Origin of the sequence: Ensifer sp. (genome assembly GCF_035999185.1) — a bacterium.
Taxonomy (GTDB): domain Bacteria; phylum Pseudomonadota; class Alphaproteobacteria; order Rhizobiales; family Rhizobiaceae; genus Ensifer.
In genome coordinates, this window is sequence record NZ_DASYHB010000037.1 from 1 (window position 1) to 22,721 (window position 22,721).

At 62.9% G+C, this 22,721-nt stretch carries 23 protein-coding genes; 11 read left to right on the forward strand and 12 right to left on the reverse strand.

The window, feature by feature from the left end; translation table 11 throughout:
• Positions 1–395 precede the first annotated feature (395 nt).
• Together VGO04_RS03785 and VGO04_RS03790 are read left to right on the forward strand one after the other, a co-directional pair.
• A complete protein-coding gene (locus VGO04_RS03785; RefSeq protein ID WP_327494623.1) occupies positions 396–1,172 on the forward strand; it encodes a DUF3108 domain-containing protein in 777 nt (258 codons plus the stop codon).
• Positions 1,173–1,266: 94 nt separating this feature from the next.
• Entirely contained in the window at positions 1,267–2,157 is an 891-nt protein-coding gene (locus tag VGO04_RS03790; RefSeq protein ID WP_327494624.1) for a DMT family transporter, read from the forward strand.
• A 12-nt stretch (positions 2,158–2,169) separates the two neighbouring features.
• Here VGO04_RS03790 and VGO04_RS03795 read toward each other — a convergent pair whose 3' ends face one another.
• Together VGO04_RS03795 and gloB are read right to left on the reverse strand one after the other, a co-directional pair.
• Entirely contained in the window at positions 2,170–2,607 is a 438-nt protein-coding gene (locus VGO04_RS03795; RefSeq protein WP_327494625.1) for a cupin domain-containing protein, read from the reverse strand.
• The gene (gloB, locus tag VGO04_RS03800; RefSeq protein ID WP_327494626.1) at positions 2,607–3,377 is read right to left on the reverse strand and encodes a hydroxyacylglutathione hydrolase; all 771 of its coding nucleotides are present in this window, start codon (positions 3,375–3,377) and stop codon (positions 2,607–2,609) included. The genes VGO04_RS03795 and gloB overlap by 1 nt, the downstream gene beginning before the upstream one ends.
• Before the next feature lie 81 nt (positions 3,378–3,458).
• Between gloB and VGO04_RS03805 the strand changes: the two genes are divergently transcribed.
• The 3 genes from VGO04_RS03805 (at position 3,459) to VGO04_RS03815 (ending at position 6,399) form a co-directional block, all read left to right on the forward strand.
• Positions 3,459–4,223, forward strand: a complete 765-nt coding sequence (locus VGO04_RS03805; RefSeq protein ID WP_327494627.1) for a class I SAM-dependent methyltransferase — start codon at positions 3,459–3,461, stop codon at positions 4,221–4,223.
• A 146-nt stretch (positions 4,224–4,369) separates the two neighbouring features.
• Positions 4,370–5,476 carry a histidinol-phosphate transaminase gene (gene hisC / locus VGO04_RS03810; RefSeq protein WP_327494628.1) on the forward strand — a complete coding sequence of 369 codons (1,107 nt, stop codon included), beginning with the start codon at positions 4,370–4,372 and terminating at the stop codon, positions 5,474–5,476.
• Positions 5,476–6,399, forward strand: coding sequence for a prephenate/arogenate dehydrogenase family protein (locus VGO04_RS03815; protein WP_327494629.1), 924 nt, complete (start codon positions 5,476–5,478; stop codon positions 6,397–6,399). The genes hisC and VGO04_RS03815 overlap by 1 nt, the downstream gene beginning before the upstream one ends.
• Before the next feature lie 182 nt (positions 6,400–6,581).
• Here the strand turns inward: VGO04_RS03815 and VGO04_RS03820 are convergent, their stop codons facing one another.
• A complete protein-coding gene (locus VGO04_RS03820) occupies positions 6,582–6,854 on the reverse strand; it encodes a hypothetical protein (RefSeq protein WP_327494630.1) in 273 nt (90 codons plus the stop codon).
• A gap of 477 nt (positions 6,855–7,331) precedes the next feature.
• On the opposite strand from VGO04_RS03820, the gene VGO04_RS03825 reads away from it, so the two are divergent.
• Together VGO04_RS03825 and VGO04_RS03830 are read left to right on the forward strand one after the other, a co-directional pair.
• Positions 7,332–8,192, forward strand: coding sequence for a serine kinase (locus VGO04_RS03825; protein WP_327494631.1), 861 nt, complete (start codon positions 7,332–7,334; stop codon positions 8,190–8,192).
• On the forward strand, positions 8,179–9,252 hold the full coding sequence (locus tag VGO04_RS03830; RefSeq protein WP_327494644.1) for a nucleotidyltransferase family protein: 1,074 nt from the start codon (positions 8,179–8,181) through the stop codon (positions 9,250–9,252). The genes VGO04_RS03825 and VGO04_RS03830 overlap by 14 nt, the downstream gene beginning before the upstream one ends.
• A gap of 19 nt (positions 9,253–9,271) precedes the next feature.
• Here VGO04_RS03830 and VGO04_RS03835 read toward each other — a convergent pair whose 3' ends face one another.
• Positions 9,272–10,282 carry a DUF2125 domain-containing protein gene (locus VGO04_RS03835; RefSeq protein WP_327494632.1) on the reverse strand — a complete coding sequence of 337 codons (1,011 nt, stop codon included), beginning with the start codon at positions 10,280–10,282 and terminating at the stop codon, positions 9,272–9,274.
• Between the two features lie 202 nt (positions 10,283–10,484).
• On the opposite strand from VGO04_RS03835, the gene VGO04_RS03840 reads away from it, so the two are divergent.
• Complete coding sequence (locus VGO04_RS03840) at positions 10,485–11,036, forward strand: gamma-glutamylcyclotransferase (protein ID WP_327494634.1); 552 nt, start codon at positions 10,485–10,487, stop codon at positions 11,034–11,036.
• 5 nt (positions 11,037–11,041) lie between these two features.
• Here VGO04_RS03840 and VGO04_RS03845 read toward each other — a convergent pair whose 3' ends face one another.
• The 4 genes from VGO04_RS03845 to ftsE all read right to left on the reverse strand — a co-directional run bounded on the left by VGO04_RS03845 (position 11,042) and on the right by ftsE (position 14,399).
• On the reverse strand, positions 11,042–11,833 hold the full coding sequence (locus tag VGO04_RS03845; RefSeq protein ID WP_327494635.1) for a 1-acyl-sn-glycerol-3-phosphate acyltransferase: 792 nt from the start codon (positions 11,831–11,833) through the stop codon (positions 11,042–11,044).
• Between the two features lie 131 nt (positions 11,834–11,964).
• Entirely contained in the window at positions 11,965–12,663 is a 699-nt protein-coding gene (locus VGO04_RS03850) for a YdcF family protein (RefSeq protein WP_327494645.1), read from the reverse strand.
• Between the two features lie 97 nt (positions 12,664–12,760).
• Positions 12,761–13,783, reverse strand: coding sequence for an ABC transporter permease (locus VGO04_RS03855; protein WP_327494636.1), 1,023 nt, complete (start codon positions 13,781–13,783; stop codon positions 12,761–12,763).
• Positions 13,776–14,399, reverse strand: a complete 624-nt coding sequence (gene ftsE, locus VGO04_RS03860) for a cell division ATP-binding protein FtsE (RefSeq protein WP_327494646.1) — start codon at positions 14,397–14,399, stop codon at positions 13,776–13,778. Before ftsE ends, VGO04_RS03855 begins: the two co-directional genes overlap by 8 nt.
• 345 nt (positions 14,400–14,744) lie before the next feature.
• Here ftsE and VGO04_RS03865 point away from each other — a divergent pair, with 345 nt between their 5' ends.
• From VGO04_RS03865 to VGO04_RS03875, 3 genes are all read left to right on the forward strand, one after another.
• Entirely contained in the window at positions 14,745–15,413 is a 669-nt protein-coding gene (locus VGO04_RS03865) for a hypothetical protein (RefSeq protein WP_327494637.1), read from the forward strand.
• Between the two features lie 63 nt (positions 15,414–15,476).
• The gene (gene hpt / locus VGO04_RS03870) at positions 15,477–16,022 is read left to right on the forward strand and encodes a hypoxanthine phosphoribosyltransferase (RefSeq protein ID WP_327494638.1); all 546 of its coding nucleotides are present in this window, start codon (positions 15,477–15,479) and stop codon (positions 16,020–16,022) included.
• 223 nt (positions 16,023–16,245) lie between these two features.
• Complete coding sequence (locus tag VGO04_RS03875; protein WP_327494639.1) at positions 16,246–16,605, forward strand: response regulator; 360 nt, start codon at positions 16,246–16,248, stop codon at positions 16,603–16,605.
• A gap of 131 nt (positions 16,606–16,736) precedes the next feature.
• Here VGO04_RS03875 and VGO04_RS03880 read toward each other — a convergent pair whose 3' ends face one another.
• From VGO04_RS03880 to argH, 4 genes are all read right to left on the reverse strand, one after another.
• Entirely contained in the window at positions 16,737–19,370 is a 2,634-nt protein-coding gene (locus VGO04_RS03880) for a TIGR02302 family protein (protein WP_327494640.1), read from the reverse strand.
• Positions 19,371–19,578: 208 nt separating this feature from the next.
• Positions 19,579–20,847 (reverse strand): diaminopimelate decarboxylase, encoded by a 1,269-nt coding sequence (gene lysA / locus VGO04_RS03885; protein ID WP_327494641.1) that lies wholly within the window; start codon positions 20,845–20,847, stop codon positions 19,579–19,581.
• Positions 20,848–20,925: 78 nt separating this feature from the next.
• Positions 20,926–21,120, reverse strand: a complete 195-nt coding sequence (gene lptM / locus VGO04_RS03890; protein ID WP_327494642.1) for an LPS translocon maturation chaperone LptM — start codon at positions 21,118–21,120, stop codon at positions 20,926–20,928.
• A 112-nt stretch (positions 21,121–21,232) separates the two neighbouring features.
• On the reverse strand, positions 21,233–22,636 hold the full coding sequence (gene argH, locus VGO04_RS03895; protein WP_327494643.1) for an argininosuccinate lyase: 1,404 nt from the start codon (positions 22,634–22,636) through the stop codon (positions 21,233–21,235).
• Positions 22,637–22,721 lie beyond the last annotated feature (85 nt).

Below are 22,721 nucleotides of genomic sequence, written 5' to 3' on the forward strand. Positions count from 1 at the left end.
GGGACATGGTACACCTATTTCTTTATCGCCGCCGGACAATGCGGTAGCGGGCCCAGAGCCCAGGCCGCGTTCCTAGGCCATTATTGGAAAGTCGCGGTTCTATAGTCAGAGACGGCCCGCCCGTCAAGCCAAACCTCTTGCATTCTCGGAAAACCGCGGTTTTTCCCGCTGGTTCTGCAGTTCTGAGGGGCTATTTGGACAAGCATAATAGCACCCAGGACCCATTCCAAGCGGTTTTGCTATGGGCTATTGCTTGCAATGAGGACGCGTGACGGGTGGTATCGGTGATATGATCGCCCCGGTGGCCGGCGGCAGAAAACGTGGCGCAGAAAAGCCGCAAACACCCTGCATTTCAGGGTATTGCAGCGATTTTCAAGTGATGGATTTTTCAGGGCATGAAGTTGCGAACTGGCTTTCGTGCGGCGGCGTTGCTTTCCGCGGTCTTGTTTTCCACAGCATCGTCGGCCGCCGATGTCGAGCATCTGACGGATTACAGCATCTCGCTTGCCGGGCTGCCGGTGGCGCGTGCCTCGTTCCATACGGAGCTCCAGAAGAATCGATACACGATTTCAGGAACGTTGAATTCGGCCGGCCTGCTCGACATCATCAGCCGCACCTCCGGCCAGACGCGGGTATCGGGCGTCGTCGGCAAGGATTACCTGCACGCGTCGCAATATCAGATGTCCTACCGCAGCGGCTCGAAGAGCAGGGCAATCAGCGTCACCTATCGCAACGGCGACGTGGTGCGCGCAAGCATGACGCCGAAGCGCACGCCGCTGCCCAAGAACTGGGTGCCGGTCACGTCGCGAGACATGCGCGACGTTCTCGATCCGCTTTCGGGCCTCATCATTCCCGCCGAGGCGCGCGTTTGCCCCAATACCCTGCCGATCTTCGATGGCGAGTCGCGGCTCGACATCAAGCTCTCGTCGAAGGGTACCAGACCCTTCAAGACGAAGGGATTCGAGGGCGACGTGATCGTGTGCGGCATCCGGTTCGTCCCAAAGGCGGGCTACCGGAAGGGGCGCGAGGATGTCGAGTATCTGCGCCGGCTGCAGACGATGGAGATCTGGTTCGCCAAGGCGCAGGCCGTGAACGTCTATGCGCCCGTCTATGTGCGCATCCCCACCAAGCTCGGGCCGGTGACAGTCTCGGCCACGCGATTTGGTGGTTGACGCGCACTGGCGCTTAACTAAAAGGTTAAATTTCAACTGGCGGGCGATTTATCGGCGCAGGTTTCCGGCAGAGAAATCGCGCGGGGGGATAATTATGAAATTCAAGGCAACGCTGATCGGCTTTTCCGCGATCCTGATGTGGTCGCTGCTCGCCCTGTTCACGGCGGCGTCGGGCAAGATGCCGCCGTTCCAGCTTTCGGCGATCTGCTTCCTGATCGGCAGCCTGCCGGGGCTGGTCGTCCTGGCGCTGAAGCCGCAGCGCATGGCGCTTCTGAAGCAGCCAGCCAAGGTCTGGATAACCGGTATTGCCGGGCTTTTCGGCTATCACTTCCTCTATTTCACCGCGCTTCGCAACGCGCCGCCGGTGGAGGCTGGGCTGATCGCCTATCTCTGGCCGCTGCTGATCGTCGTCGGTTCGGCGTTTCTGCCCGGAGAGCGGCTCAGGTGGTATCACGTGGCCGGTGCGCTTGCCGGTCTCATGGGCACGGTCCTGATCGTGGCACGCGACGGCGTCGCCTTCGATGAAGCCTATCTGCTCGGCTACGGCGCTGCGGTGCTATGCGCCTTCACCTGGTCCGGTTATTCGCTGATCACGCGTCGCTTCGAGGCCGTCTCGACCGATGTCGTCACCGGCTTTTGCCTTGCCACCTCGCTGTTGTCCTTCGCCTGCCATCTTGCGCTGGAGACGACCGTCTGGCCGACGACGACGTTTGAATGGCTGGCGGTCGCAGGTCTTGGGCTGCTCCCGGTCGGGGCCGCCTTCTATGCCTGGGACTTCGGCGTGAAGAACGGCAACATCCAGCTTCTCGGCGTGGCAAGCTATGCGGCGCCTGTCCTGTCGACGCTGATCCTGATCCTGTTCGGCTTTGCGGAGCCGTCCTGGCGCATCGCGCTTGCCTGCCTGTTCGTTACCGGTGGTGCAGCCCTTGCCGCCCAGGATGTGATTTTCCGAAGGGGCTCGGCGGCGGCGCAGCCGGCCGAATAGGCCGGAGCATTCCTAGGAACCGGGCGGCCGCCAGCCCGGCGGCGCCATCTCGAAGGCCGAGAAATCAAACGCCGGCGCGACCGTGCAGCTGACCAAGGTCCAGTCGCCGAGCGAAGCGGCCGACTGCCACCAGTCGGCCGGGACGATTGCCTGGGGGCGCTCACCGTTCAGAATGTCTGGCCCGAGCCGCACTGTCGCCGCCGGCTTCCCATCTTCGGCAATACCAAGTTCGAGCGGCGCACCGGCGTGATAGTGCCAGACCTCAGCCGCGTCGCGCACACGGTGCCAATGCGAGCGCTCGCCGCGCTCGAGAAGATAGTAGATCGCCGTCGAATGACCACGCGCCCCACCGGAGGGGTCGCGAAAGGTCTCGATATACCAACCGCCTTCCGGGTGGCGCGCCAGGCCGAGCGCCTTGATGATCTCTGCAGCCGGTTGTGCGCCGGCCACTAGAAATTATCCTTGCGCTTGCGGATCTCGGCAAAGACCGCGGCATCGCTGGCGTCGAGCAGGCCGAGATGTGCACGAATGCCTAGGTCCGCGGCACGCAGGAACGGATTGGTACGTTTTTCCAGGCCGATGGTCGTTGGTGCCGTGAAGCCGCCGTCGCAGCGCGTTTCCTCGATCTCGGCCGCGCGCGTCTTGAGCTCGGCATTGTCAGGGTCGACCGTGACGGCGAAGCGGGCATTGGAAAGCGTATACTCGTGGCCGAAATAGACCGTCGTGTCGTCGGGCAGCGCGATCAATCGGCTAAGCGACTGCCACATCGTTTCAGGCGTTCCCTCAAACAGGCGGCCGCAACCAAGCGCAAACAGCGTGTCGGCGGCAAAGAGCAGCTTGTCGTCCGGGAAATGGAAACAGATGTGCCCGGCCGTGTGTCCCGGCGTTTCGATGACCATGACGGGGTGGCCGGCAAACTCGAAGCGCTCGCCGTGGCGAACCGATCTGTCGAGCCCGGGTACTTTCGCGGCTTCACCGGCAGGGCCGATGATCGTGGCGCCGTAGCGTTGCTTCAGCGCATCGTTGGCCGCCACGTGGTCGCCGTGATGGTGCGTGGTCAGGATGTGGGTGAGTGTCCAGCCCCGTCGCTCCAGGGCTTCGAGGATGGGCTGCTCTTCCGGTGCGTCGATCGAAGCGGTCAGGCCGGTTTCGGGATCATGGAGCAGCACGCCGAAATTGTCGGTGCGGCAGAGAAAGAGGTCGAGTTCGAGCGCGGCCATGGCACGTCCTCCGGTCGAGGGAGAGGGGATGCTGCCGAATGTAGCGAGCCTTACCTTGAAGTCTACCGCTTCGAAGCTAACATGTTGCGAATGCACACCGATATTGTCGACCTTCGCGAATTCTATCACTCCGAGCTTGGCCGGATGGCGGAGCAGTCCGTCACCATGGCGCTTTCGTCCGTCTGGGCCCGCCTGCCGGATGAGCGGCTGGTCGGTCTTGGCTATGCCGTTCCCTATCTCGAGCGGTTCCGCAAGGACACGGAGCGCACCTTCGCCTTCATGCCGGCGGGGCAGGGGGCCGTGAACTGGCCGGTCGCCGAGCTTTCGTCGACGGCCCTGGTCTTTGACGAGGAGCTGCCATTGCCGGACGCCTCGATCGACCGGGTGCTGATGGTGCATTCGCTGGAGTTTGCCGAAAGTCCCCGCGAGACCATGAAGGAGATCTGGCGGGTGCTGGCGCCGGGTGGCCGTCTGGTCATCGTCGTGCCCAATCGCCGCGGCGTCTGGGCGCGCATGGAACACACGCCCTTCGGCTCGGGCCGGCCCTATTCGCGCAGCCAGTTGACGGCGCTGCTGCGAGAAACGAATTTTACGCCCGGCGCATCGTCCGAGGCTCTGTTCTTTCCGCCGTCGAAGCTCAAGATGATCCTTCGCCTCAGGCGCGGCTTCGAGCGGCTCGGGCGCTGGCTCTGGCCGGTCTTCTCCGGCGTCATCGTCGTCGAGGCGCAGAAGCGGCTTTACCAGGGATTACCGGTCGCGGCACGGGCTTCCCGCCGGGTCTTCGTGCCGGTCTTGGCGCCGCAGGGCGTGCCGAGCACGCGCGAGCGGCCGCGATCGCCGCGGTGAACCATGCTGCCATCGCGGCGGACCCTCGACAAAAGCCGCGTGCGCCGGTAATGGCTTGACCTCTTTCCCCGTCTACAGCGCGGCGCGTCTTCCTGGGCGCGACAAAGGTCGTTGTAGCATTTTGATGGCCATAGAAAGCTGATCCGATGAGCCTTGCCTCGAAGAGCCCTGCGCCGCGTGCCGGTATTTTGGACATTGCCGCTTACGTCCCGGGCAAGGAGCATGCGCCGGGCGTTGCCAAGGTGCACAAGCTTTCATCCAACGAGACGCCGCTCGGCGCCAGTCCCAAGGCTATCGAGGCCTTCCAGGCGGCTGCCTTCAACCTGGAACGTTATCCGGATGGCCAGGCGAAAGCATTGCGTGAGGCGATCGGCGCCGTCCATGGCCTGAACCCGGTAAACATCATGTGCGGCAACGGCTCCGACGAGCTGCTCGGGCTGCTGTGCCGCACCTATCTGGGTCCCGGTGACGAAGGGCTGATCACCGAGCATGGCTTCCTCGTCTACAAGATCGAGATCCAGGCGGCAGGGGCGACGCCCATTACCGTCAAGGAGAAGGACGCGCGCGTCGATGTCGACGCCATTCTGGCAGCTGTGACCGAGCGCACCAAGATCGTCTTTCTCGCCAACCCGGCCAACCCGACCGGCACCTATATCCCGGTCGACGAGGTGCGTCGTCTGCATGCAGCGCTGCCGGAGGGTGTGCTTCTGGTGCTTGACGCGGCCTATGCCGAGTATGTGCGCCGCAACGACTATGCCGCCGGCCTCGAGCTTGTCTCGGCGAGCCGCAACGTCGTGATGACCCGCACCTTCTCGAAGATCTATGGTCTCGCGGGCCTCAGGATCGGGTGGATGTACGCGCCGGCCGACGTGATCGACGCGGTCGATCGTGTCCGTGGGCCGTTTAACCTCAGTGCGCCGGCGATCGCCGCCGGTGCTGCCGCAATCCGTGACCAGGCCCTTGTCGCAACGGCGGTCGATCACAACCTCACCTGGCTCGATCGCGTCAGCGAGGCGCTTCTTGCGATCGGCCTTCGGGTCACGCCCTCGGTCACGAACTTCGTGCTGATCCACTTTCCGGAAGCCGACGGCAAGCGCGCCGAAGAGGCCGACGCGTTCCTGACGAGCCGTGGATACATCCTGCGCGCCGTGCGCAGCTATGGCTTCCCCAACGCGCTGCGCATGACCATCGGCTCCGCGGAAGCCAACGAGGGCGTCATCGCGGCGCTGACCGAATTCATGGGACGGAAGTAATGGTACAGCAGTTTGAGACAATTGCCCTCATCGGTATCGGCCTGATCGGCTCGTCGATCGCCCGCGACATCCGCGAAAAGCAGCTTGCCGGCACGCTCGTGGTGTCCACGCGCAGCGAGGCGACGCTGAAGCGTGCGGAGGAGCTTGGCCTTGGCGATCGTTATACGCTGTCGGCGGCAGACGCCGTTCGCGATGCCGACCTCGTGATCGTCTCGGTTCCCGTCGGTGCATCCGGCGCGGTTGCTGCCGAGATTGCACCGCATCTGAAGGCCGGTGCGATCGTCACCGACGTCGGCTCGACCAAGGGGTCCGTCATCGCCCAGATGGCGCCGCACCTGCCGGACACTGTCCATTTCGTGCCGGGGCATCCGATCGCCGGTACCGAGCATTCCGGCCCGGACGCCGGCTTCGTCGGGCTCTTCCGTGGCCGCTGGTGCATCCTGACGCCACCGCAAGGCGCGGACGAAGAAGCGATTGCGCAGCTCCGTCGCTTCTGGGAGACGCTCGGCTCGATGGTCGAGGAAATGGACGCCGAGCATCACGACAAGGTGCTAGCGATCGTTTCGCACCTGCCGCACATCATCGCCTACAACATCGTCGGCACTGCCGATGACCTGGAGACGGTGACCGAGTCCGAAGTCATCAAGTATTCCGCGTCGGGTTTCCGCGATTTTACCCGCCTTGCGGCATCGGATCCGACGATGTGGCGCGACGTCTGCCTGCACAACAAGGATGCGATCCTGGAAATGCTGGCGCGGTTCTCGGAAGATCTCGCCTATCTGCAGCGGGCGATCCGCTGGGGCGACGGCGACAAGCTCTTCGACCTCTTCACCCGCACCCGCGCCATCCGCCGCTCGATCATCCAGGCAGGCCAGGATACCGCGATGCCGGACTTCGGCCGGCATGCCATGGACCAAAAATAGCCGGGGGATTGCCAGGGCGCCTGACCGTAGCGACGTAACGGCAGTTGCAGATACGCGTTCGTTGTCCCTTTGCGCCGTGGCGGGCGACCGGAGTTACCGAGCGTCAGGCGCGCCATCGAATCGAGGAGGCGCGGCTGCCGCATTGAGGAACCGGTCGCAGCGGGCGTCGCTAGGGGTTGGGGTTAGGGCTTGCCCTTACCCTTGCCGTTGTTGCCGTTATTCCCGTTGTTGCCATTGTTCCCGTTGTTACCATTATTGCCGTTATTACCGTTGTTGCCGTTATTTCCGCCTGAACCGCCGCCGCTGCCCGATTTCGCGATCGCCTCGGATGTCAGGCTGGTCGAAAGCAGCATCGTCACCGCAGGTGGTGTGATTGCCGCGAAACGGCCACAAGCTTTCAAAAACTCGCGCCTGTCCTCCTGCGCGAGAGATTTTTCGTTGTTACCCTTCTCCATGTGCAACTTCCCCCTTTCATTAGAAATAAATCATACAGTAAATTATTGAATAAGGGATGTAGCGCTTTGGGGCTATATCTGGTCACAAACCATGACTGGCTTTTATTACGTGTCATGCTGCCATTTCACTGGCGTCGAGGGCTGGTCGCAGCAAGGATTTTCGGCGACAAGTAGGCACGCATGTTGGGGAACTGAGCGTGGGAGTCGCCTTTGGCGACGGTGGGCGAGGGGATTGGAATGAAGTTCCGCGTCTCCGAGGAAGCGGGTTTCTTTCTGCTGGGGCAGCGCAAGACGATTTTTGTCGAATCGTCGCAGCAGATCTTTGAGGTTGATGACCTCACAGCTTTTTTAACGTGTGCGCTCTCCGAGCCAGCGTCTTTGACGCAATTGGAGACGGCGCTCGTGGCGCGCGGCGCCACCCGTGAGACGGCGCGCCGCTCCGTGCGGAAATACCTTACGTGCTGGTCCCGAAAAGGCTTGCTCGACATTCTTATCGACGGTGAGGATGGCCCGCCTGTGCGTGACCAGGTGCTTGATCTTGCGGGGACGGCCGTCTCGATCGCTTATCACGACAGATCGCTTGCCGAGCTTGTCCTGCCCGTCTTCGAGCATCTGGGGGTAGCGGAGCGACAGCCTTCGATCGTCTACGAGGTGGCAGCCTTCGGCAGAGGAGCTTGCATCAGCCGCAATCGCTCCCGTGGAATGACGGTCGCGGTCAACGAGATTGCTCCCACGCTGAAGGCCATGCTGACGGACGATGTGCTCGCAGGCCTGAGGCGGCAAGTGGCGCTTCATGCAGCGCTACTCGTGAAGAACGGCCAGGGCTTGCTCATTTGTGGTGCGCCCGGGGCCGGCAAGACGACGCTGGCGCTTGCTCTTCTCAGCGCTGGTTTTGCCTGTGGCGGGGACGATATTGCGCTCTTGGGCGAGGATGGGCTCGTGCGCGGCGTTCCTTTTGCCGCAGCGCTCAAGCCGGGCTCGTGGGGCCTGATCGACGCGATGGGAGAAACGATCGCTGCGGCCCCGATCCACCGGCGCCTCGACAAGAAGCGTGTTCGCTATCTCGCGTCGCTTCACGCGCCAAAGGAAGCGGTCGCGCTTCGAAGCATCGTGCTGCTTCGTCGCCGCAAGAAAGGCGCGGTGTCAATGTCCGCCGTCGAACCGGCGCAGGTCCTGTCAGAACTTCTTTCCGGCGCCTTCACGCCGGCCAGGCGCCTAGACCGCGCGCAGTTCGAAACCCTGCTCGGCGCCGTGCGCAGTGCGCGCATTATCGAATTTTCCTATTCGCAACTCGACGAAGCCGTGGAGGCGCTCAGTCGGCACCATGAAGCGGCATAGTTATCGAAACCTGGTTGCACTCGCGTCCTGCCTCGATGGCAATCCGCCCAACGACATGAATTGGGACGATATCATCGCGTTGGCCAATGAGAGCCTCACCATTTCTTCACTCGCCTTGGCGACAAGAAACGCGCCGAACCTGCCGCAGGACGTGTGCGAGTACCTGACGGTGATCCACGATCGAAACGCTGAGCGTAATCGCCGATTGCTGGCACAATTGATGGAGGCGGTGGAGCATCTCAACCGTGCCGGTGTCGAGCCCGTTGTCATGAAGGGGGCAGCCATTCTGCTTGCGCAAGCGCCCGACGAGATCGGTGCGCGAATGCTGACAGATCTCGACATATTCGTTCGCCCAGCCGATATGCGCGTCTCCATAACAGCGCTCGAGGCCATCGGCTACGAGATCCGGCTGGATAGCGGCTCCTGGCCAGGAAACCCCAGATACCACTTGCCGGCCGTTTTGGAGCGCCCCGCCGATGTCGGTGGTATCGATCTTCATTGCCGGCCGAAAGGTCCGGCTTCCTTTGGCGATATCGAATGGCTGTACGGCCGCAGCCGGCGGATCACCCTGGCAGGAAAACACGTCTATCTCCCGTCTGCCTTCGTGCAGATTGTCTTTCTAATCCTCCATGATCAGTTCCAGGACGGCGACTATTGGCGTGGCCTGATCGATCTGCGCCACTTGCTCGACATCGTGAAGCTTGCCCGTCTCGACGATGTCGCCTGGGGGGAACTGCGGTCGTTGTTTGCTGCCGGTTACGAACGAAACGCGGTAGACGCTCAAATCCTCACGGCGCTTGCGCTGTTCGAAATCGATAGCGCTTCTACACTGTCGTTCGGGATACGGTCGCGAATTCAACTGCGGCGGCGGCAACTCCAGGTCGGAAGGAGCTATCTCGCCATCCCCTTGGCAATTCTGACGCTTCTGAGCGAGGTACCCCACTATCGGCGCTGGGACCGCTTCGGCGGCGAGCCCCATCCTTCCTGGCGGCAGGAGGCCGTGCGGAAAACACGCGAGATCAGGCGTATTTTCCGCTCGAAACCGGTGGGAAAACTGTGAGGTTAAAGAAACAATCGGCCTAGAGCGTCGGCAACTCGCCGATCGGGATGAAGGCGAGGAACGCCGTGCCGTCGCGCACATTGAGCTTCACTGTCGCCTCGTTCTTGCCGTTGGCGAGCGCCTTCAACATGTTGGCGGTGTTGTCGACGAGGTTGGCATTGTCGGGGATCAGGGTGACGAGGTTGGTCCGCCAGGCCTCGATATTGGTCATCGTCAGCGAGAACTCCCCGGAAATCAGCCCCTGATCATTGACGGAAAACGGACCGGAGAGCCTGGCGTTCATGCCGGCGCCGAGGTCAAGGGTGAGTTGCCTGAGTTCGCCCTTGCTGCCGCGAAACATTTCCGGTGTCGGCGTGGCCTTCATCCATCCGGCCTTGTCGGTGAAAGTCAGGTCCGCGGCAACGGTCGCCGGTGGCGCGTAGCTCGGACCTTTTTCCGGGCGAAGATCGAGTTTGTCGACGCTCAGGGCGGCATCGAGATCGGCGCCGTTCTGGCGCAGATGCAGTTCGCCGTGGCTGGCGCCGAAACCAAGACCGTCGCCGGACAGCGGCAGGCGCACACGACCGGTGAGATTGTCATAGGTCAGCGATGTCCGGTCGACACCGGACAAGGTCGCGCGCACGCTCGCATGCAACAGGGTCCAGTCGGCGAAGATGTTGAGGCCCGGGGAGGCCCGGATCTCGGCCGGTCCGTCGAGCTCGATCACCGCATGTCCAGGCTGGTAAACCTGGGCGGCCGTGCGTAGCGCGCCGAAGGAGGCCGAGGTCCCGTGGCGCGTATCGTCGAGGTGCACCTTGTCGCAGAAGAGCCCGATGCGGAACGGAAAGCCGCGCACGTCCATGTTCGCGCACTCGCCGCTCAGCCCGGCGGCCTGGCCGTCGGCAAGGCGGGCCGCCAACCGCTTTTCGACCTGATCGGCCGCCAGGTACCAGCCGGCCGAATAGATGCCGGCGACAAGCACGACACCTGCCGTCAGCCAGCGAAATTTCCGGCTCACCGGTGAGGGGTTGGAAGTTGCGGTTGCCGACATGGGCGCGATTACCTCACTCTGATCCGGATCGCGGCTGCCTTTCGGGTGGCGCCGTCAATCCGCAAAACTATTCTTTTCTTCGGGTGCACGAGGACGACCTTGTCTCTTTCGTGCCGGGATGCTGTGCCGTAGAAACCGACATGGCTGACCGTCCCATGGGGCCGATCGTGATTCGGCGGCGAGAGCAGACAGCGCGGGTTGAATGACAGTGGATATGGACGAATTTTGGGTCTTTGGCTACGGGTCGCTGATGTGGAACCCGGGCTTCGCGTTTGAGGAAAAGCTGACGGCGCGCGCGTTCGGGTTTCGCCGCTCACTCTGCGTGCATTCCTGGGTTCACCGCGGTACCGAGCAGCGGCCGGGGCTGGTCCTCGGGCTTGACCGCGGCGGTTCCTGCATCGGCACGGCATTTCGCGTCGAGCGCGCGCAGCAGGCAAGTGTCGTCGACTATCTGCGTGAGCGCGAACTGGTGACGCATGTCTACAAGGAGCGCACGATGCCGGTGCTGCTCGCCGATGGGCGACGGGTGCCGGCACTCGCCTACGTGATCGACCGCGACCATGTCCAATATGCCGGCACGCTGAGCACGGCCGAGGCTGCCGGCATCGTGGCGGTTTCGACCGGAAAATCCGGGCCGAACAGCGAGTACGTGTTCAACACGCTGTCCCACTTGAGAGAGATGGGGATCCGCGATCACTGGCTGGAAGAGGTGGTCGGACTACTTCAAGAGACGCGACCACGCGCCGAGGCTTGAACGGTTCAGGCCTTGCCCGCCGCCTTCAATTCCTGCAGCCGCTGCTCCGCCGTCGGCGGCAGCGGCAGGTGCGGATTGTCTCTCACTGTTTCAATCAGTAACTCATCGCTGGCCTTCTCAGTCACTTCGACGAGTTTGGCGAGGAAGGCGTCGGGATCCATGCCGGCCTCGATCGGCGGCAGGATGCGGACCTTGAAGTGGCCGGGGAAGCGCAGGAACTTGCGGCGTGGCCAGAAGAGGCCGGGATGCATGGCAACCGGAACGACCGGCACATTGAGGTCACGGTAGAGGCGGGCAATACCGTATTTGTACTCCGGCGGTGCGCCCGGCGGACGGCGGGTGCCTTCCGGATAGATGATGAGTTCGCGGCCGGTCGCCAGTTCCTGCTTGGTCCGGTTCATCACGCCGGTCATTGCCTTGCCGCGCGCCGCGCGGTTCACCGGCACCATGCGCTGTTTGAGGACGTACCAGCCGAAAAGCGGGATCCAGGTCAGCTCGCGCTTGAGGATGTAGAGGGGATCGCTGAGCCACGGCAAGAGCGCGTAGGCGTCCCAGAAAGACTGATGCTTGGGCGCGAAGATGTAGGGCACCTCAGGGATGTTCTCGAGGCCTTCGACCTCGAACGTCGTGCCGACCATCTTCTCAAGCAGCCAATGATTGCTGCGCGCCCAGTTCTTCGGCACGAACCACGCCTTCTTGCGCGGCAGCAGAAAATATGCCGGCGTAAAGACGATCATCTGCACGATCAGATTGGCGTAGAAGACCACGTTGAAAAGGATCGAACGCAAGACGATCATCGGGCACGCTCTCGTAGGCGAGTTCTTGGGGACCGGTGTTTGAGGCCGACTGATCGCTGCCTACACGAATAAACGCCGAAGGAAAACCGCCCTGTTTCACTTTGCTGCGGGCGAAGCGTCTCGCGTTTGCCCTATTCTTCGGCCGGCGTGGCGCGCGAGGGGTCGGTGCGCAGGCCGCTGGTCGGGCGAGCGCCGGCAAGATCGCGCAGCGACGCGACCGAGTATTTCCCGAATTCGAGGAGGATGGCTTTCAACACCATCGGATTGCGCAGCCAGTTCGTGGTCTTGAGGTCGGAATTGACGACGGGGTAGGCGATGAACTCCGTTTCCGGACGGGTGCGGCGCAATTCCAGCAGGCTGCGCGGCATATGGTAGTTGTTGGTGACGACGAGCACGCTGGTATAGCCGCGATCCCGGATCCATTGCGCCGTCTCCGTGGCATTGCCGATGGTATCGATCGCCTCATGACCGATATCGACGCAGCATTTGAAGAGATCCGCCGAGCTCTGGGTGTTGCGACGGATCTGGCGGCCCGTCGTGGTCGGATGCACCCCGGAGATCAGCAAGCGCTTGCCTGCACCCGACTTCAAGAGATCGACGGCCTGGTCGATGCGCTGGAAACCGCCGGTCAGAACGACGATCGCATCGGCTCTCGGATGGGTGGGGGGCTGCAGCGACGCGACGGTGTCTGCGAAATTCAGGAAGGCGGCGACGAGGATCGCAAGCGGCAGGAGCAGGACGAAGAACGTCCGGCGGAGAATTTTGCGCAGCAGGCTGCGGGACCGCCGGCGATTGTCGGCTCCCTCCTGCCATTTGCCTCCTCCGGCCATGCCGCTCCCGCGTAATTCTCGCGCCATCATGATTCTCTTCACATAGCCGCAGATTGCGGCAAGGAATAGATCGAGGAGCGGTGAAACATCGGGCGGTTCAGCTTTGGTAGAGGTCGGTGCGGCCGGGGTCGGAACGGATGAGGTCGATCTCGTAGATCGTGCGCATGACGGTGAGGCGTGCCGTCAAAGTGGTCAGGATGGCGATGACCACGATGATCGCGGCAATGCCAAGGTATCCACCGTAACCGATGGTGAACGTGCCGAAAAGCGCGGTTGCCTGATCGGTCTGCGGCGTGGCGAGCGTTCGCGATTGCCAGAAGCCGGCAAGTGCGAAGGACAGCGCCGCAAGAAGGCCGCCGGCGCCGGCACCCTTGAGGCTGATCTTCAGGAAATGCTTCTGGAATTCCGACGCAACGAAGCCAGCCTCGGCGCCGACGAAATGCAGCACTTCGACGATGTGGCGGTTGCCCGACAGCGCACCGCGGGTGGCGAACACCACCGTCAGCACCATGGCCGAAAAGACGAGCGTCAGGACGCCGGTGCCGATCATTGCGGTGGTGTTGGCCATGGCGACGAGCCGGTCGACCCAGGTGCGGTGGTCGTCGAGGAAGGCCTGTGGGATCGTCTCCGTCAGCGCCTTGCGCATGGCGGCAAAATCGGGCGGGTTGTTCTCGTCGATGGTGATGATGATCAGCCGCGGCACCGGCAATTCGTCGAGGTCGAGGCCCTCGCCGAGCCAGGGTTCGAGCAGGCGGGCCGTGGCGGCACGGTCGACGATCTTGCCATCGGTCGTACCGCTGAAGGTCAGCGCCAGGTCGCGGGCGTCGGCAAGCGCCTTTTCCATGTCGAGATTGTCGTCGGGCTTGATCTGGATGGTGATCTCGCGGGAGATCTGGGATTGCCAGCTCTGGGCCGTGGCTCTCACCATGCTGACGCCGCCGAGCGTCAGGCAGGCAAGAAACGACATGATGGCGATGACGCACATCAGCGCGTTGCCGGAGACATTGGCCGAGGGCACGATCGGCCCGGTCGGACGGACCCGCATTTCCGTCCGGCGCTGCTGCTGTTCCGGTTTTTCTTCAGGGGCGCTGATCTCGCGCTTGGTGCGGCTGTCACTCATAGATGTCGAGCCGTCCCTGGGAGAGGATCATACGCCGCGCTTCCACCTGGTCCATCAGCGACAGATCGTGCGTGGCGATGACGACGGCCGTGCCGAGCCGGTTCAGCTCGAGGAAGAGATTGAGAAGGCGGCGCGCCATCGGCGGATCGACGTTGCCGGTCGGCTCGTCCGCCAGCAGGATCTCCGGCCGGTCGATCAGCGCGCGCGCAATCGCCGCGCGCTGCTTCTCGCCGCCTGAAAGCACCGGCGGGAGCACATTGATGCGCTCTCCAAGGCCGACCCACTTCAACAGTTCGATCACGTCGGCCCGGTAGCTCGCCTCTTCCTTGCCGCGCACGCGCAGGGGAAGGGCGACATTCTCATAGGTCGTGAGATGTTCGAGCAGGCGAAAATCCTGGAAGACGATGCCGACGCGGCGGCGCAGCATCGGGAATTCCTCGCGCGGGATCGACGAAATGTTGCGGTCGAACATGCGGATCAGGCCGCGCGTCGGCTGCAGCGAAAGGAAGAGCAGCTTCAGAAGCGTGGTCTTGCCGGCGCCCGAGGGGCCGGTCAGGAACTGGAACGAACGGCGCGGGATGTCGAAAGTCAGGTCCCGGAGGATTTCCGGTCCCATGCCATAGCGCAGTCCGACGTTCTCAAAGTGAATCAAGCGGCAGCCCAGTCTCTCTTGCGGCCCTGCAACCGACAGCCGGTTCCGGTCCTCCGCGCATAGGACGACCAGCCACGAAAGGCAAAACCGCCAGCGGAATCATGGTTAAGCGATGGTTAATTTTTCATGAAAAGGTGCCGCTTTCACGACGTCTTTCCGAAACATTAACCATTCCGGTTTACGTGTCGGAAAGATTTGATGCAATGCCCAGATTCTTGCACCGCGGGGGTCAGAGCATTGCCCGATGGTTTCGCGGATCGGGGCAGGCCGCTGGCGCTGCGTCCTCTTGCGGGACAGGAGGAAATGATCATGCAGGCATTTCGCAGCAAGACCGCAGGCGCGAGCGCCTATGCTGATTTTCTGCCGCCCGAGCGCGGCGGACGCAATGGCGCGGCAGCGCCGAGACGGACCGACTATGTCGATGCGGAGTTCGAGGTGGTTTCCGCCTCGTCGCGTCGAACGCCCTATCCGGTTTTCAACGACAGTGCCAAGGCGGGCCATCGAGCGCGACCGACGCTGACGGTCGTGACGGACGGAAGCTCAGCTGCCACCCGGCTCATGCGCCTTGCCGAAACGCGGCTTCGCGACATGCCCGCGCGTCGCTTCGCCGGGCTGGTGGCGGGCTTTGCTCTTGCGTCCTTCCTGGCGATCGTGGGCTTTGCCGGCGATGGGCAGGCCGACGTCGAGCCGCTGGCGATAACGGGCGTCACGAGCACGCTTGATTATTCGGGCGGCCTGCGCGTGCTTTCGGTCTACGGCTCGATCGACAACCGTTCCGACGTCGAGCAGCGATTGCCGCTGGTCGTGGTGGGGGTCGCGTCCAACGGACGTCAAGTGACGAGCACGCGCGTGATGCCGGAAGGGGCGGCGATTGCGCCCGGCGAGAGCCGCCATTTCATGACAAAGCTGCCCTATGCAGGTGGAAAAATGCCCGATGTGACGGTTTCCTTCACCGAAAACGGTGTTTCGCCGCGCTGATTGTGCTAAGCGGCGCGGATGGGAAGGCGCAAGTCTTCCGGAAGAAACGCTGGAGAAGCCTGGATGCCTGTCGTTCGCGGTAAGACTATCGAACCCCTCTATACGGCCGAAACGATTGCCGCACGCAACAGCGAACTCGCTGACATGATCGTCAAGGGTCCGCATCAGGATCTGCTGGTGATCGCGGTGCTCAAGGGATCGTTCATCTTCGCCGCGGACCTGATCCGCGCCATGCATTCGGCTGGCCTTGCGCCGGAAGTCGAGTTCATCACGCTGTCGAGCTATGGCACCGGCACCGTTTCGCAGGGCGTCAAGATCACGAAGGATATCGACAGCGACGTGCATGGCCGCGACGTGCTTCTGATCGACGACATTCTCGAATCCGGCCGGACGCTGCGCTTTGCCAAGGAACTGATGTTCGAGCGTGGCGCGCGCAATGTGACGATCGCCGTGCTGCTCGACAAGCGGGTCAAGCGCAAGGTCGATCTCGAAGCCGATTATGTCGGTTTCGAATGCCCTGATCACTTTGTCGTCGGCTACGGCATGGACGTCGCCTATGCCTTCCGCGAGCTGCCGTTTGTCGGCGTTGTCACCGGCGACGCCGAGTAAGCTGTATCGTTTTGGGGCGTCTGTCCTGAAATCCGGTCGTTCCGCGTTTACCGAACACAAACGAAAAGCTGGTTGTTTTGGGGCGTACCGCCTGTGATTCGCCGATGGGTTCGGCGGTGCTGCAGCGTAGCGCGTCCCTTAATGACCCACGCCCGCTGTACGTTTGGATCAGGTGCGGGTGCCGGCGTGAACGCCGGACTCGGAAGCGAACGCGGAGGCCATGATGGCGAAGATCCTGATTACCGAGGACGAGGATGCATTGCGTTCCTTCGTCGCGCGGGCCCTGAGGCTCGATGGTCACGAGACGGTCGAGGCGGGCGACGGCGCCGACGGCCTTGCCTGCCTCAATGAAGAGGCTTTCGACCTTCTGCTTTCCGATATCCGCATGCCGGTCATGGACGGCATCGAGCTCACGCACCAGGCCTCTGTCGCCTTTCCGGCAATGAAAATCCTGCTGATGACCGGTTATGCCGAGCAACGCGAGCGGGCCGATGACCTGACGGACAAGATCGTCGACGTCATCTCCAAGCCTTTTTCCCTTCCCGATATCCGCAAGGCTGTGGCGCTGGCGCTCGCCGCCTGAGGCGACCAGGCTAACTCGAGACTGAACGCACGTCTCTTTCCGGCGCATGGGAGGCTCCCATGCGTCGTGGCTGCAACGTGCTGACAGGTGGCGTTTCCGTGAACCGGTCAGGTTGCTGACCGGTTGCCTGCTTAGCGCATGTCGAGAAGGCGCTCGAGATACTGACGTTCGGCTTCCGGCGAGAGGTTGTCGCCGAGCCGGCGGCGGATCTCTTCGAGGATCTGTCGGGCCCGCTGGGAGTCGATCTCGTCGGGAACCTTGACCTGATCGCCGAAATTCGGGCCGAGGTTCTGCTGTCGCCGTCCGAGCGGGTCGCGGCCGTTCTGGCCATATTGCGGCACGCCCATGCCGGGGCCCTGACCCTGGCCCTGCATCTGGTTCATCATGTCCTGCGCGCCTTCGCGCAGCGCCTGCAGCGCGCGGCCCTGGTTGCCGACCGCCTGCTCGCCCTGGCCTTTGCCGAGCGCGCCGGAGGCGCCGTCCATTTCGCGTTTGGCGTCGCCGAAGCCCTTGCCAGGCTTGATGCCCATGCTTTCAAGGCCCTGGCTCAGTTCGCCAAGCTGCTTGCCGAGCGCGTCCTGCTGCTCTTTCAGCTGCTTCAGCGCATCCTTCAACTGTTCGGCCGTCATGTCGTCGAGCGGGTTTGGCTGGCCATTCGGGTCGCCCTGTTGTCCCGGCTCCTGCGGCATATCCTGACCGAAAAGCTCGTTGTCCTCGCCCTGCAGCGGATCGCCGCGCTGCATCCTGTCGCGCAGCGCCTGGTCGAGCTTGAACGTTTCGTCCATGAGCTGCTGTTGTTGCTGCAGCAGCTTGCCGAGCTTGTCCATCTGCTGGCGCATGGCGTCGTTCTGCTCGCCCATCTGCTGCTGGCTGCGGCCCGCTTGCAGGTTGTTCATCATGCGTTGCAGCTCGGACAGCATCTGGCGCGCCTCGTCGCGGGCACCGGACCGCGCCAGATTCTCGATCTGGTTCATCATGTTTTCGAGGTCTTGCTGGCGCATAATGTTGTTGGGGTCGAGCTTGCCGGTCATGCGCGGGTTTTTCATCGCCTGCTCGGCCAGCGCCTGCATGTATTCCTGCATCGCCTGGCGCAGGTCCTGCATCAGCTTGGCAATCTCCTGGTCGGAGGCGTTTCGCTCCAGGGCATCCGACAGCGCCTGCTGTGCCTCGCGCAGGCGCCGCTCTGCGAGCGACAGGTCACCGTCTTCGATACCGAGCGCGATCTCCCAGAGGTATCCGGCGGCATCGCGCAGCATGTCGTCGTTATAGGCGAGCGCCATGCGCGTGCGCGCGGATTTCAGCAGAAGGAAATGGGTGAGGTTCGGAATCCAGTTTTCCGCCAATGCGGTGACAGCGTCGTTGAGGTCGATGGCGCGCGGCAGGTCGTTGGCATTGAGAGCGAAGACCTGGCGTTGTTCGGCGACAGCACCTGCGAGCGGCTGCAGGAACTGGCGGGCCGGCAGGATCATGTCCTGCGGCGGGCTGCGGCCCTCCTGTCCGGCGGCGTCACGGGCGACGAGCGTGATCTGCACGCGCTTGCCTGCGAGCGGATGTTCGCTGAGGTTCCGGCTGGTCGTACCCTTGGCTTCGCGTGCGTTGCGGCGCGGCAGGTCAAGCCGATACTCCGGCAGCGGGTAGAGCGGCCGCGCACCTTCGGCAGGCTGATCGAGCGGCTTGATCTCGGCCCAGGCCTGAGCGATGCCATAGTCGTCAGTCGCGGCGAAAGTCACTTCCAGTGCGGCATTGACGGTTGGATGGGGGACGCCATCGAACGCGATTTGCGGGACGCCATCCGGCGTGATCTTGAAGGCCCAGCGCTGGCCTCCGACGACGAGCTCACCATCCTTGACGACCTTGTACACGTGGTTGCGCACGGCATTCGGGTTGCGCTGGGTGCCCTGAGATGTGTTGTCGGCTGCCTTTGACTGGGGCGTCTCTTCCTTGGCGTTGTCACCGACCGAAGGAATGGCGATCGGCTCGGCCGCACCGGTCTCGGCATAGAGGACAGCCGCATCCGGTCCAGCACCGGTGATGCGCACCGTCAGGTCGCTGAACTGCGGAATGGTGATGGCTCCGGCATTCTCCGCCGCAGCGGCGGATTCAGGCTTGCCAGTGAGGAAGATCGGCGCGCGCCCGGAATAGGGCGGCGGGGTCACCCAGGCATCAATGCGGATGTTGGCGGCCTCCACCGAACCCTGCGGCAACCGGAAGGCGTCGCTGAGCAGCCCGGCACGGTTGGAGTAGGAATAGGCGAAGGCGAGGCAGGCCAGAAGAACGGGCACGGCCCGCAGCGCGAAGGGGTCGTGCCGGGCGATATCGGGGCGTGGCAGTCCGGCGTCGAGGGCGCCGATCAGACGCGCCATACGCGCCTGATGTTCACGCCACAGCGCTTCCCCAAGCGGATTGTCGGTTGCGGGCCGATCATCCTGGACGCGGATGGCCTGATGCGGCAGGGCGTTGCGCTCTTCCAGCATGCGATCGGCATCGGCATTTTGGGGCAGGCGTATCCGCGTCAGCGGAACGAGGGATGCGACAAAGCCGATGGCAAAGACAAAGAGCACCACGGCATGCAACCAGAGCGGTGCCGTGCGAAAGAAACCAAGCCAGGCGAAGGCGAGAAACAGAAGTGCGACGGAGCCGGGCAAAAGGATGCGCGGCAGGATTTGCTCGGCGACCAGCACCGAGCGCGCCAGCCATCTTTTCAGCGCCAGGGTTCTCGAAAACGGCTTTGGTTGTGGCGTTTCATCCTGCCGGAATTGCGTCATCCGCCCAAGTTTCCTTTCGGTCGCCCATTAACGCGCGTGGCTGACCCAATATAGTAAAGGCGAACGCGCTTCCGGAAAACGGCGCGCGGTTTCGCTCATCCTGCTGACCTGAAGGATACCATCGTTTGTGGCGAAGACGAGGGCGCAAACACAATCGTGATCGTCCGGACGGCCGATCCACAGATTGTCGTCGTTCGCGCCGGCCGGATCAATCGAGCCAGTCGGGAACCGAGTCGAGGCCGATCAGGGCATCGTAGTCCTGGCGGGGACGGATCACGTGGAAACGGTCACCGTTGACCAGCACTTCGGGGATCAGCAGGCGGGAATTGTAGGTGCTGGCCTGCACGGCGCCATAGGCTCCGGCCGAGCTGATCGCGAACAGATCGCCAGGCTTCGGCATCGCCATCTCGCGGTCAAGGGCCAGGTAGTCGCCGGTCTCGCACACCGGGCCGACGACGTCAGCGCGAATGCGCGGCGCGTTGGCGGCCGAGATGCGAACCGGGCGGATCTCGTGATAGGCCTCGTAGAGCGTCGGGCGGATGAGATCGTTCATCGCACCGTCGACGATGACGAAGGTCTTGTCGCCGCCATCCTTCACGTAAATCACTTCGGTCACGAGAATGCCGGCATTGCCGACGATCAGACGGCCGGGTTCCGTGACGATCTTGCAGCCGAGCGACTGCAGCTGGCTCTTGACGATGTTCGCATAGGCGTCGGGCAGCGGCGGCGGGTTGTTGTCATCCTTGTAGGGAATGCCCAGGCCTCCGCCGATATCGACGTGGTCAATCGAATGACCGTCGGAGCGCAGCGTGTCCACCAGTTCGCGCAGCAGCTTGAAGGCGGCATCGAAAGGTTGCAGCTCGGTGATCTGGCTGCCGATGTGCATGTCGATGCCGGTGACCTGAATGCCCGGCAGGGTGGCGGCATGGGCGTAGACGGTACGGGCGCGCTCCCACGAAATGCCGAACTTGTTTTCCTTCTTGCCGGTCGAGATCTTCGCATGGGTGCCGGCGTCGACATCCGGATTGATGCGGAAGGAGACGTGGGCGCGCTTGCCGGCGCGCACGGCGCGCTGGTTCAGCACTTCGAGTTCCGGCTCGGACTCGACGTTGAAGCAATAGATACCGGCTTCCAGTGCCAGGTCCATTTCCTGCGGCGTCTTGCCGACACCGGAGAACATGATCCGCTCTGCCGGAATGCCGGCCGCAAGCGCGCGGCGCAGTTCGCCGCCGGAGACAACGTCAACGCCTGCGCCGAGGCGGCCGAGCGTCTTCAGTACCGCCTGGTTGGAATTGGCCTTCATGGCGTAGCAGACCATCGCTTCCACATCCGAGAAGGCGTTGGAAAAGACCGTGTAGTGGCGCTCAAGCGTGGCCGTCGAGTAGCAGTAGAAGGGCGTGCCGACGGCGCGTGCGATGTCTGTCACCGGCACGTCTTCGGCATAAAGGATTCCGTCGCGGTACTGGAAGTGGTTCACGGCATGAAGCTCGCTTAGAGCAATTCCAGGAAAAGCATGAAACGGTTTTCCGTCCGGAATTGCGTAATTGCAAATGAACTAGAGAATGGGATCGAGCAGGAACGGACGGTCGTCCGCTTTTTCCTTCTGCTCGACGGTGCCGGCCGGCGCCAGGGTGTTGATCGGCGCGGCCGAGCCGGGGCGATCAAGGTCACCTTTGCGTCCGCAACCGACAAGAACCAGCCCGGGGATCGCCAGCAGCAGCGCAAGCCGGGCCGCCTTCGTGAATGTCATCGTGATTTTCCTTCGCGGGAACTGATGCAGGTGCGATGTCTTACCGATTTTTCAGGCGCTTGTGCACCCTGTTTCTGCGGGCGGAAACCGCCCGCAAATGTCCGCATTTCGCCTAGTTGCGGGCGCGCCACCAGGCGATCTGCTTGCGCACCTCGTTGGGGGCGGTGCCGCCGAAGGACGTGCGGCTGGCAACGGACGCTTCGACCGTCAGAACGTCGAAGACCTTGTCGGTGATATCGGCATGGATCGACTGCAGGTCGTGAAGCGAAAGATCCGCCAGGTCGCAGGCTTTCTGTTCGGCAAGTGCCACGGCTCGGCCGGTCACGTGATGGGCGTCCCGGAAAGGAAGGCCCGCCTCGCGCACAAGCCAGTCTGCAAGGTCGGTCGCGGTCGAATAGCCGGAACCGGCAGCCGCCTTCATGCGGTCGGCGCGGATGGTCATGTCGCGCACCATGCCGGTCATCGCGGCAATCGCGAGCTCGAGGCTTTCTGCGGCGTCGAAGACCTGTTCCTTGTCTTCCTGCATGTCCTTGGAATAGGCGAGCGGCAGACCCTTCATGACCGTCAGCAGCGCGATCAAGGAACCGTTGATACGGCCTGTCTTGGCGCGCACCAATTCGGCGGCATCGGGGTTCTTCTTCTGCGGCATGATCGAGGAGCCCGTCGAAAAGGCGTCCGACAGACGGATGAAGCCGAACTGCGGCGTCGACCAGATGACGATCTCTTCGGCAAGCCGCGACAGATGCGTGGCGGTGATCGAGGCCATCGACAGGAACTCGAGCGCAAAGTCGCGGTCGGACACGGTGTCGATCGAGTTGCGGGTCGGGCCGGTAAAGCCGAGCGCCTTGGCGGTCATGTGCCGGTCGATCGGGAAGCCGGTGCCGGCAAGGGCTGCAGCGCCGATCGGGCTTTCGTCCATGTGCTCGATGGCGTGGCGCACGCGCGAGCGGTCGCGGCCGAACATCTCGACGTAGGCCATGCAATGGTGGCCGAAGGTGACGGGCTGTGCCGTCTGGAGATGGGTGAAGCCCGGCATGACGGTGTCGGCATGTTCTTCGGCGCGGTCGAGGAACGCGGCAATCAGCCCGGTCAGCGCCTTTTCGGTCCGCTGCAGCTCTTCCTTGACCCAGAGGCGGAAGTCGAGCGCCACCTGATCATTGCGCGAGCGGGCGGTGTGCAGGCGGCCGGCGGCGGGGCCGATCAGCGTTGCGAGCCGCGCTTCGATGTTCATGTGGATGTCTTCGAGGCGGCGAGAGAACTCGAACGCACCACTTTCGATCTCTGACAGGATCGTGTTGAGGCCGTGAACGATCTTGTCTTTGTCTTCAGCCGAAATGATGCCTTGATGCGCCAACATCGTCGCATGCGCTATTGAGCCGCGGATGTCCTGGGCATAGAGCTTCTTGTCGAAGCCGATCGAGGCATTTATTTCCTCCATGATCGCGTCCGGACCCGAGGCAAAGCGACCGCCCCACATCTGGTTGGAGGATTTCGTCTCGGAATTGCCGTCAGCCATGAAGAATGCCCGCCTTGGAGAATGAAATGCCCGACCAGAAGAAATCCCCCCCGGCCGTGAAACTGTTCGCGCTCGCCGCCCTGTT

Coding starts and splice junctions, on each gene's coding strand:
- VGO04_RS03785 (WP_327494623.1), top strand. CDS start 396: ATGAAGTTGCGAACTGGCTTTCGTGCGGCGGCGTTGCTTTCCGCGGTC.
- VGO04_RS03790 (WP_327494624.1), top strand. CDS start 1,267: ATGAAATTCAAGGCAACGCTGATCGGCTTTTCCGCGATCCTGATGTGG.
- gloB (WP_327494626.1), bottom strand. CDS start 3,377: ATGGCCGCGCTCGAACTCGACCTCTTTCTCTGCCGCACCGACAATTTC.
- VGO04_RS03805 (WP_327494627.1), top strand. CDS start 3,459: ATGTTGCGAATGCACACCGATATTGTCGACCTTCGCGAATTCTATCAC.
- hisC (WP_327494628.1), top strand. CDS start 4,370: ATGAGCCTTGCCTCGAAGAGCCCTGCGCCGCGTGCCGGTATTTTGGAC.
- VGO04_RS03815 (WP_327494629.1), top strand. CDS start 5,476: ATGGTACAGCAGTTTGAGACAATTGCCCTCATCGGTATCGGCCTGATC.
- VGO04_RS03820 (WP_327494630.1), bottom strand. CDS start 6,854: ATGGAGAAGGGTAACAACGAAAAATCTCTCGCGCAGGAGGACAGGCGC.
- VGO04_RS03830 (WP_327494644.1), top strand. CDS start 8,179: ATGAAGCGGCATAGTTATCGAAACCTGGTTGCACTCGCGTCCTGCCTC.
- VGO04_RS03835 (WP_327494632.1), bottom strand. CDS start 10,282: ATGTCGGCAACCGCAACTTCCAACCCCTCACCGGTGAGCCGGAAATTT.
- VGO04_RS03840 (WP_327494634.1), top strand. CDS start 10,485: ATGACAGTGGATATGGACGAATTTTGGGTCTTTGGCTACGGGTCGCTG.
- VGO04_RS03845 (WP_327494635.1), bottom strand. CDS start 11,833: ATGATCGTCTTGCGTTCGATCCTTTTCAACGTGGTCTTCTACGCCAAT.
- VGO04_RS03850 (WP_327494645.1), bottom strand. CDS start 12,663: ATGGCCGGAGGAGGCAAATGGCAGGAGGGAGCCGACAATCGCCGGCGG.
- VGO04_RS03855 (WP_327494636.1), bottom strand. CDS start 13,783: ATGAGTGACAGCCGCACCAAGCGCGAGATCAGCGCCCCTGAAGAAAAA.
- ftsE (WP_327494646.1), bottom strand. CDS start 14,399: ATGGGACCGGAAATCCTCCGGGACCTGACTTTCGACATCCCGCGCCGT.
- VGO04_RS03865 (WP_327494637.1), top strand. CDS start 14,745: ATGCAGGCATTTCGCAGCAAGACCGCAGGCGCGAGCGCCTATGCTGAT.
- hpt (WP_327494638.1), top strand. CDS start 15,477: ATGCCTGTCGTTCGCGGTAAGACTATCGAACCCCTCTATACGGCCGAA.
- VGO04_RS03875 (WP_327494639.1), top strand. CDS start 16,246: ATGGCGAAGATCCTGATTACCGAGGACGAGGATGCATTGCGTTCCTTC.
- VGO04_RS03880 (WP_327494640.1), bottom strand. CDS start 19,370: ATGACGCAATTCCGGCAGGATGAAACGCCACAACCAAAGCCGTTTTCG.
- lptM (WP_327494642.1), bottom strand. CDS start 21,120: ATGACATTCACGAAGGCGGCCCGGCTTGCGCTGCTGCTGGCGATCCCC.
- argH (WP_327494643.1), bottom strand. CDS start 22,636: ATGGCTGACGGCAATTCCGAGACGAAATCCTCCAACCAGATGTGGGGC.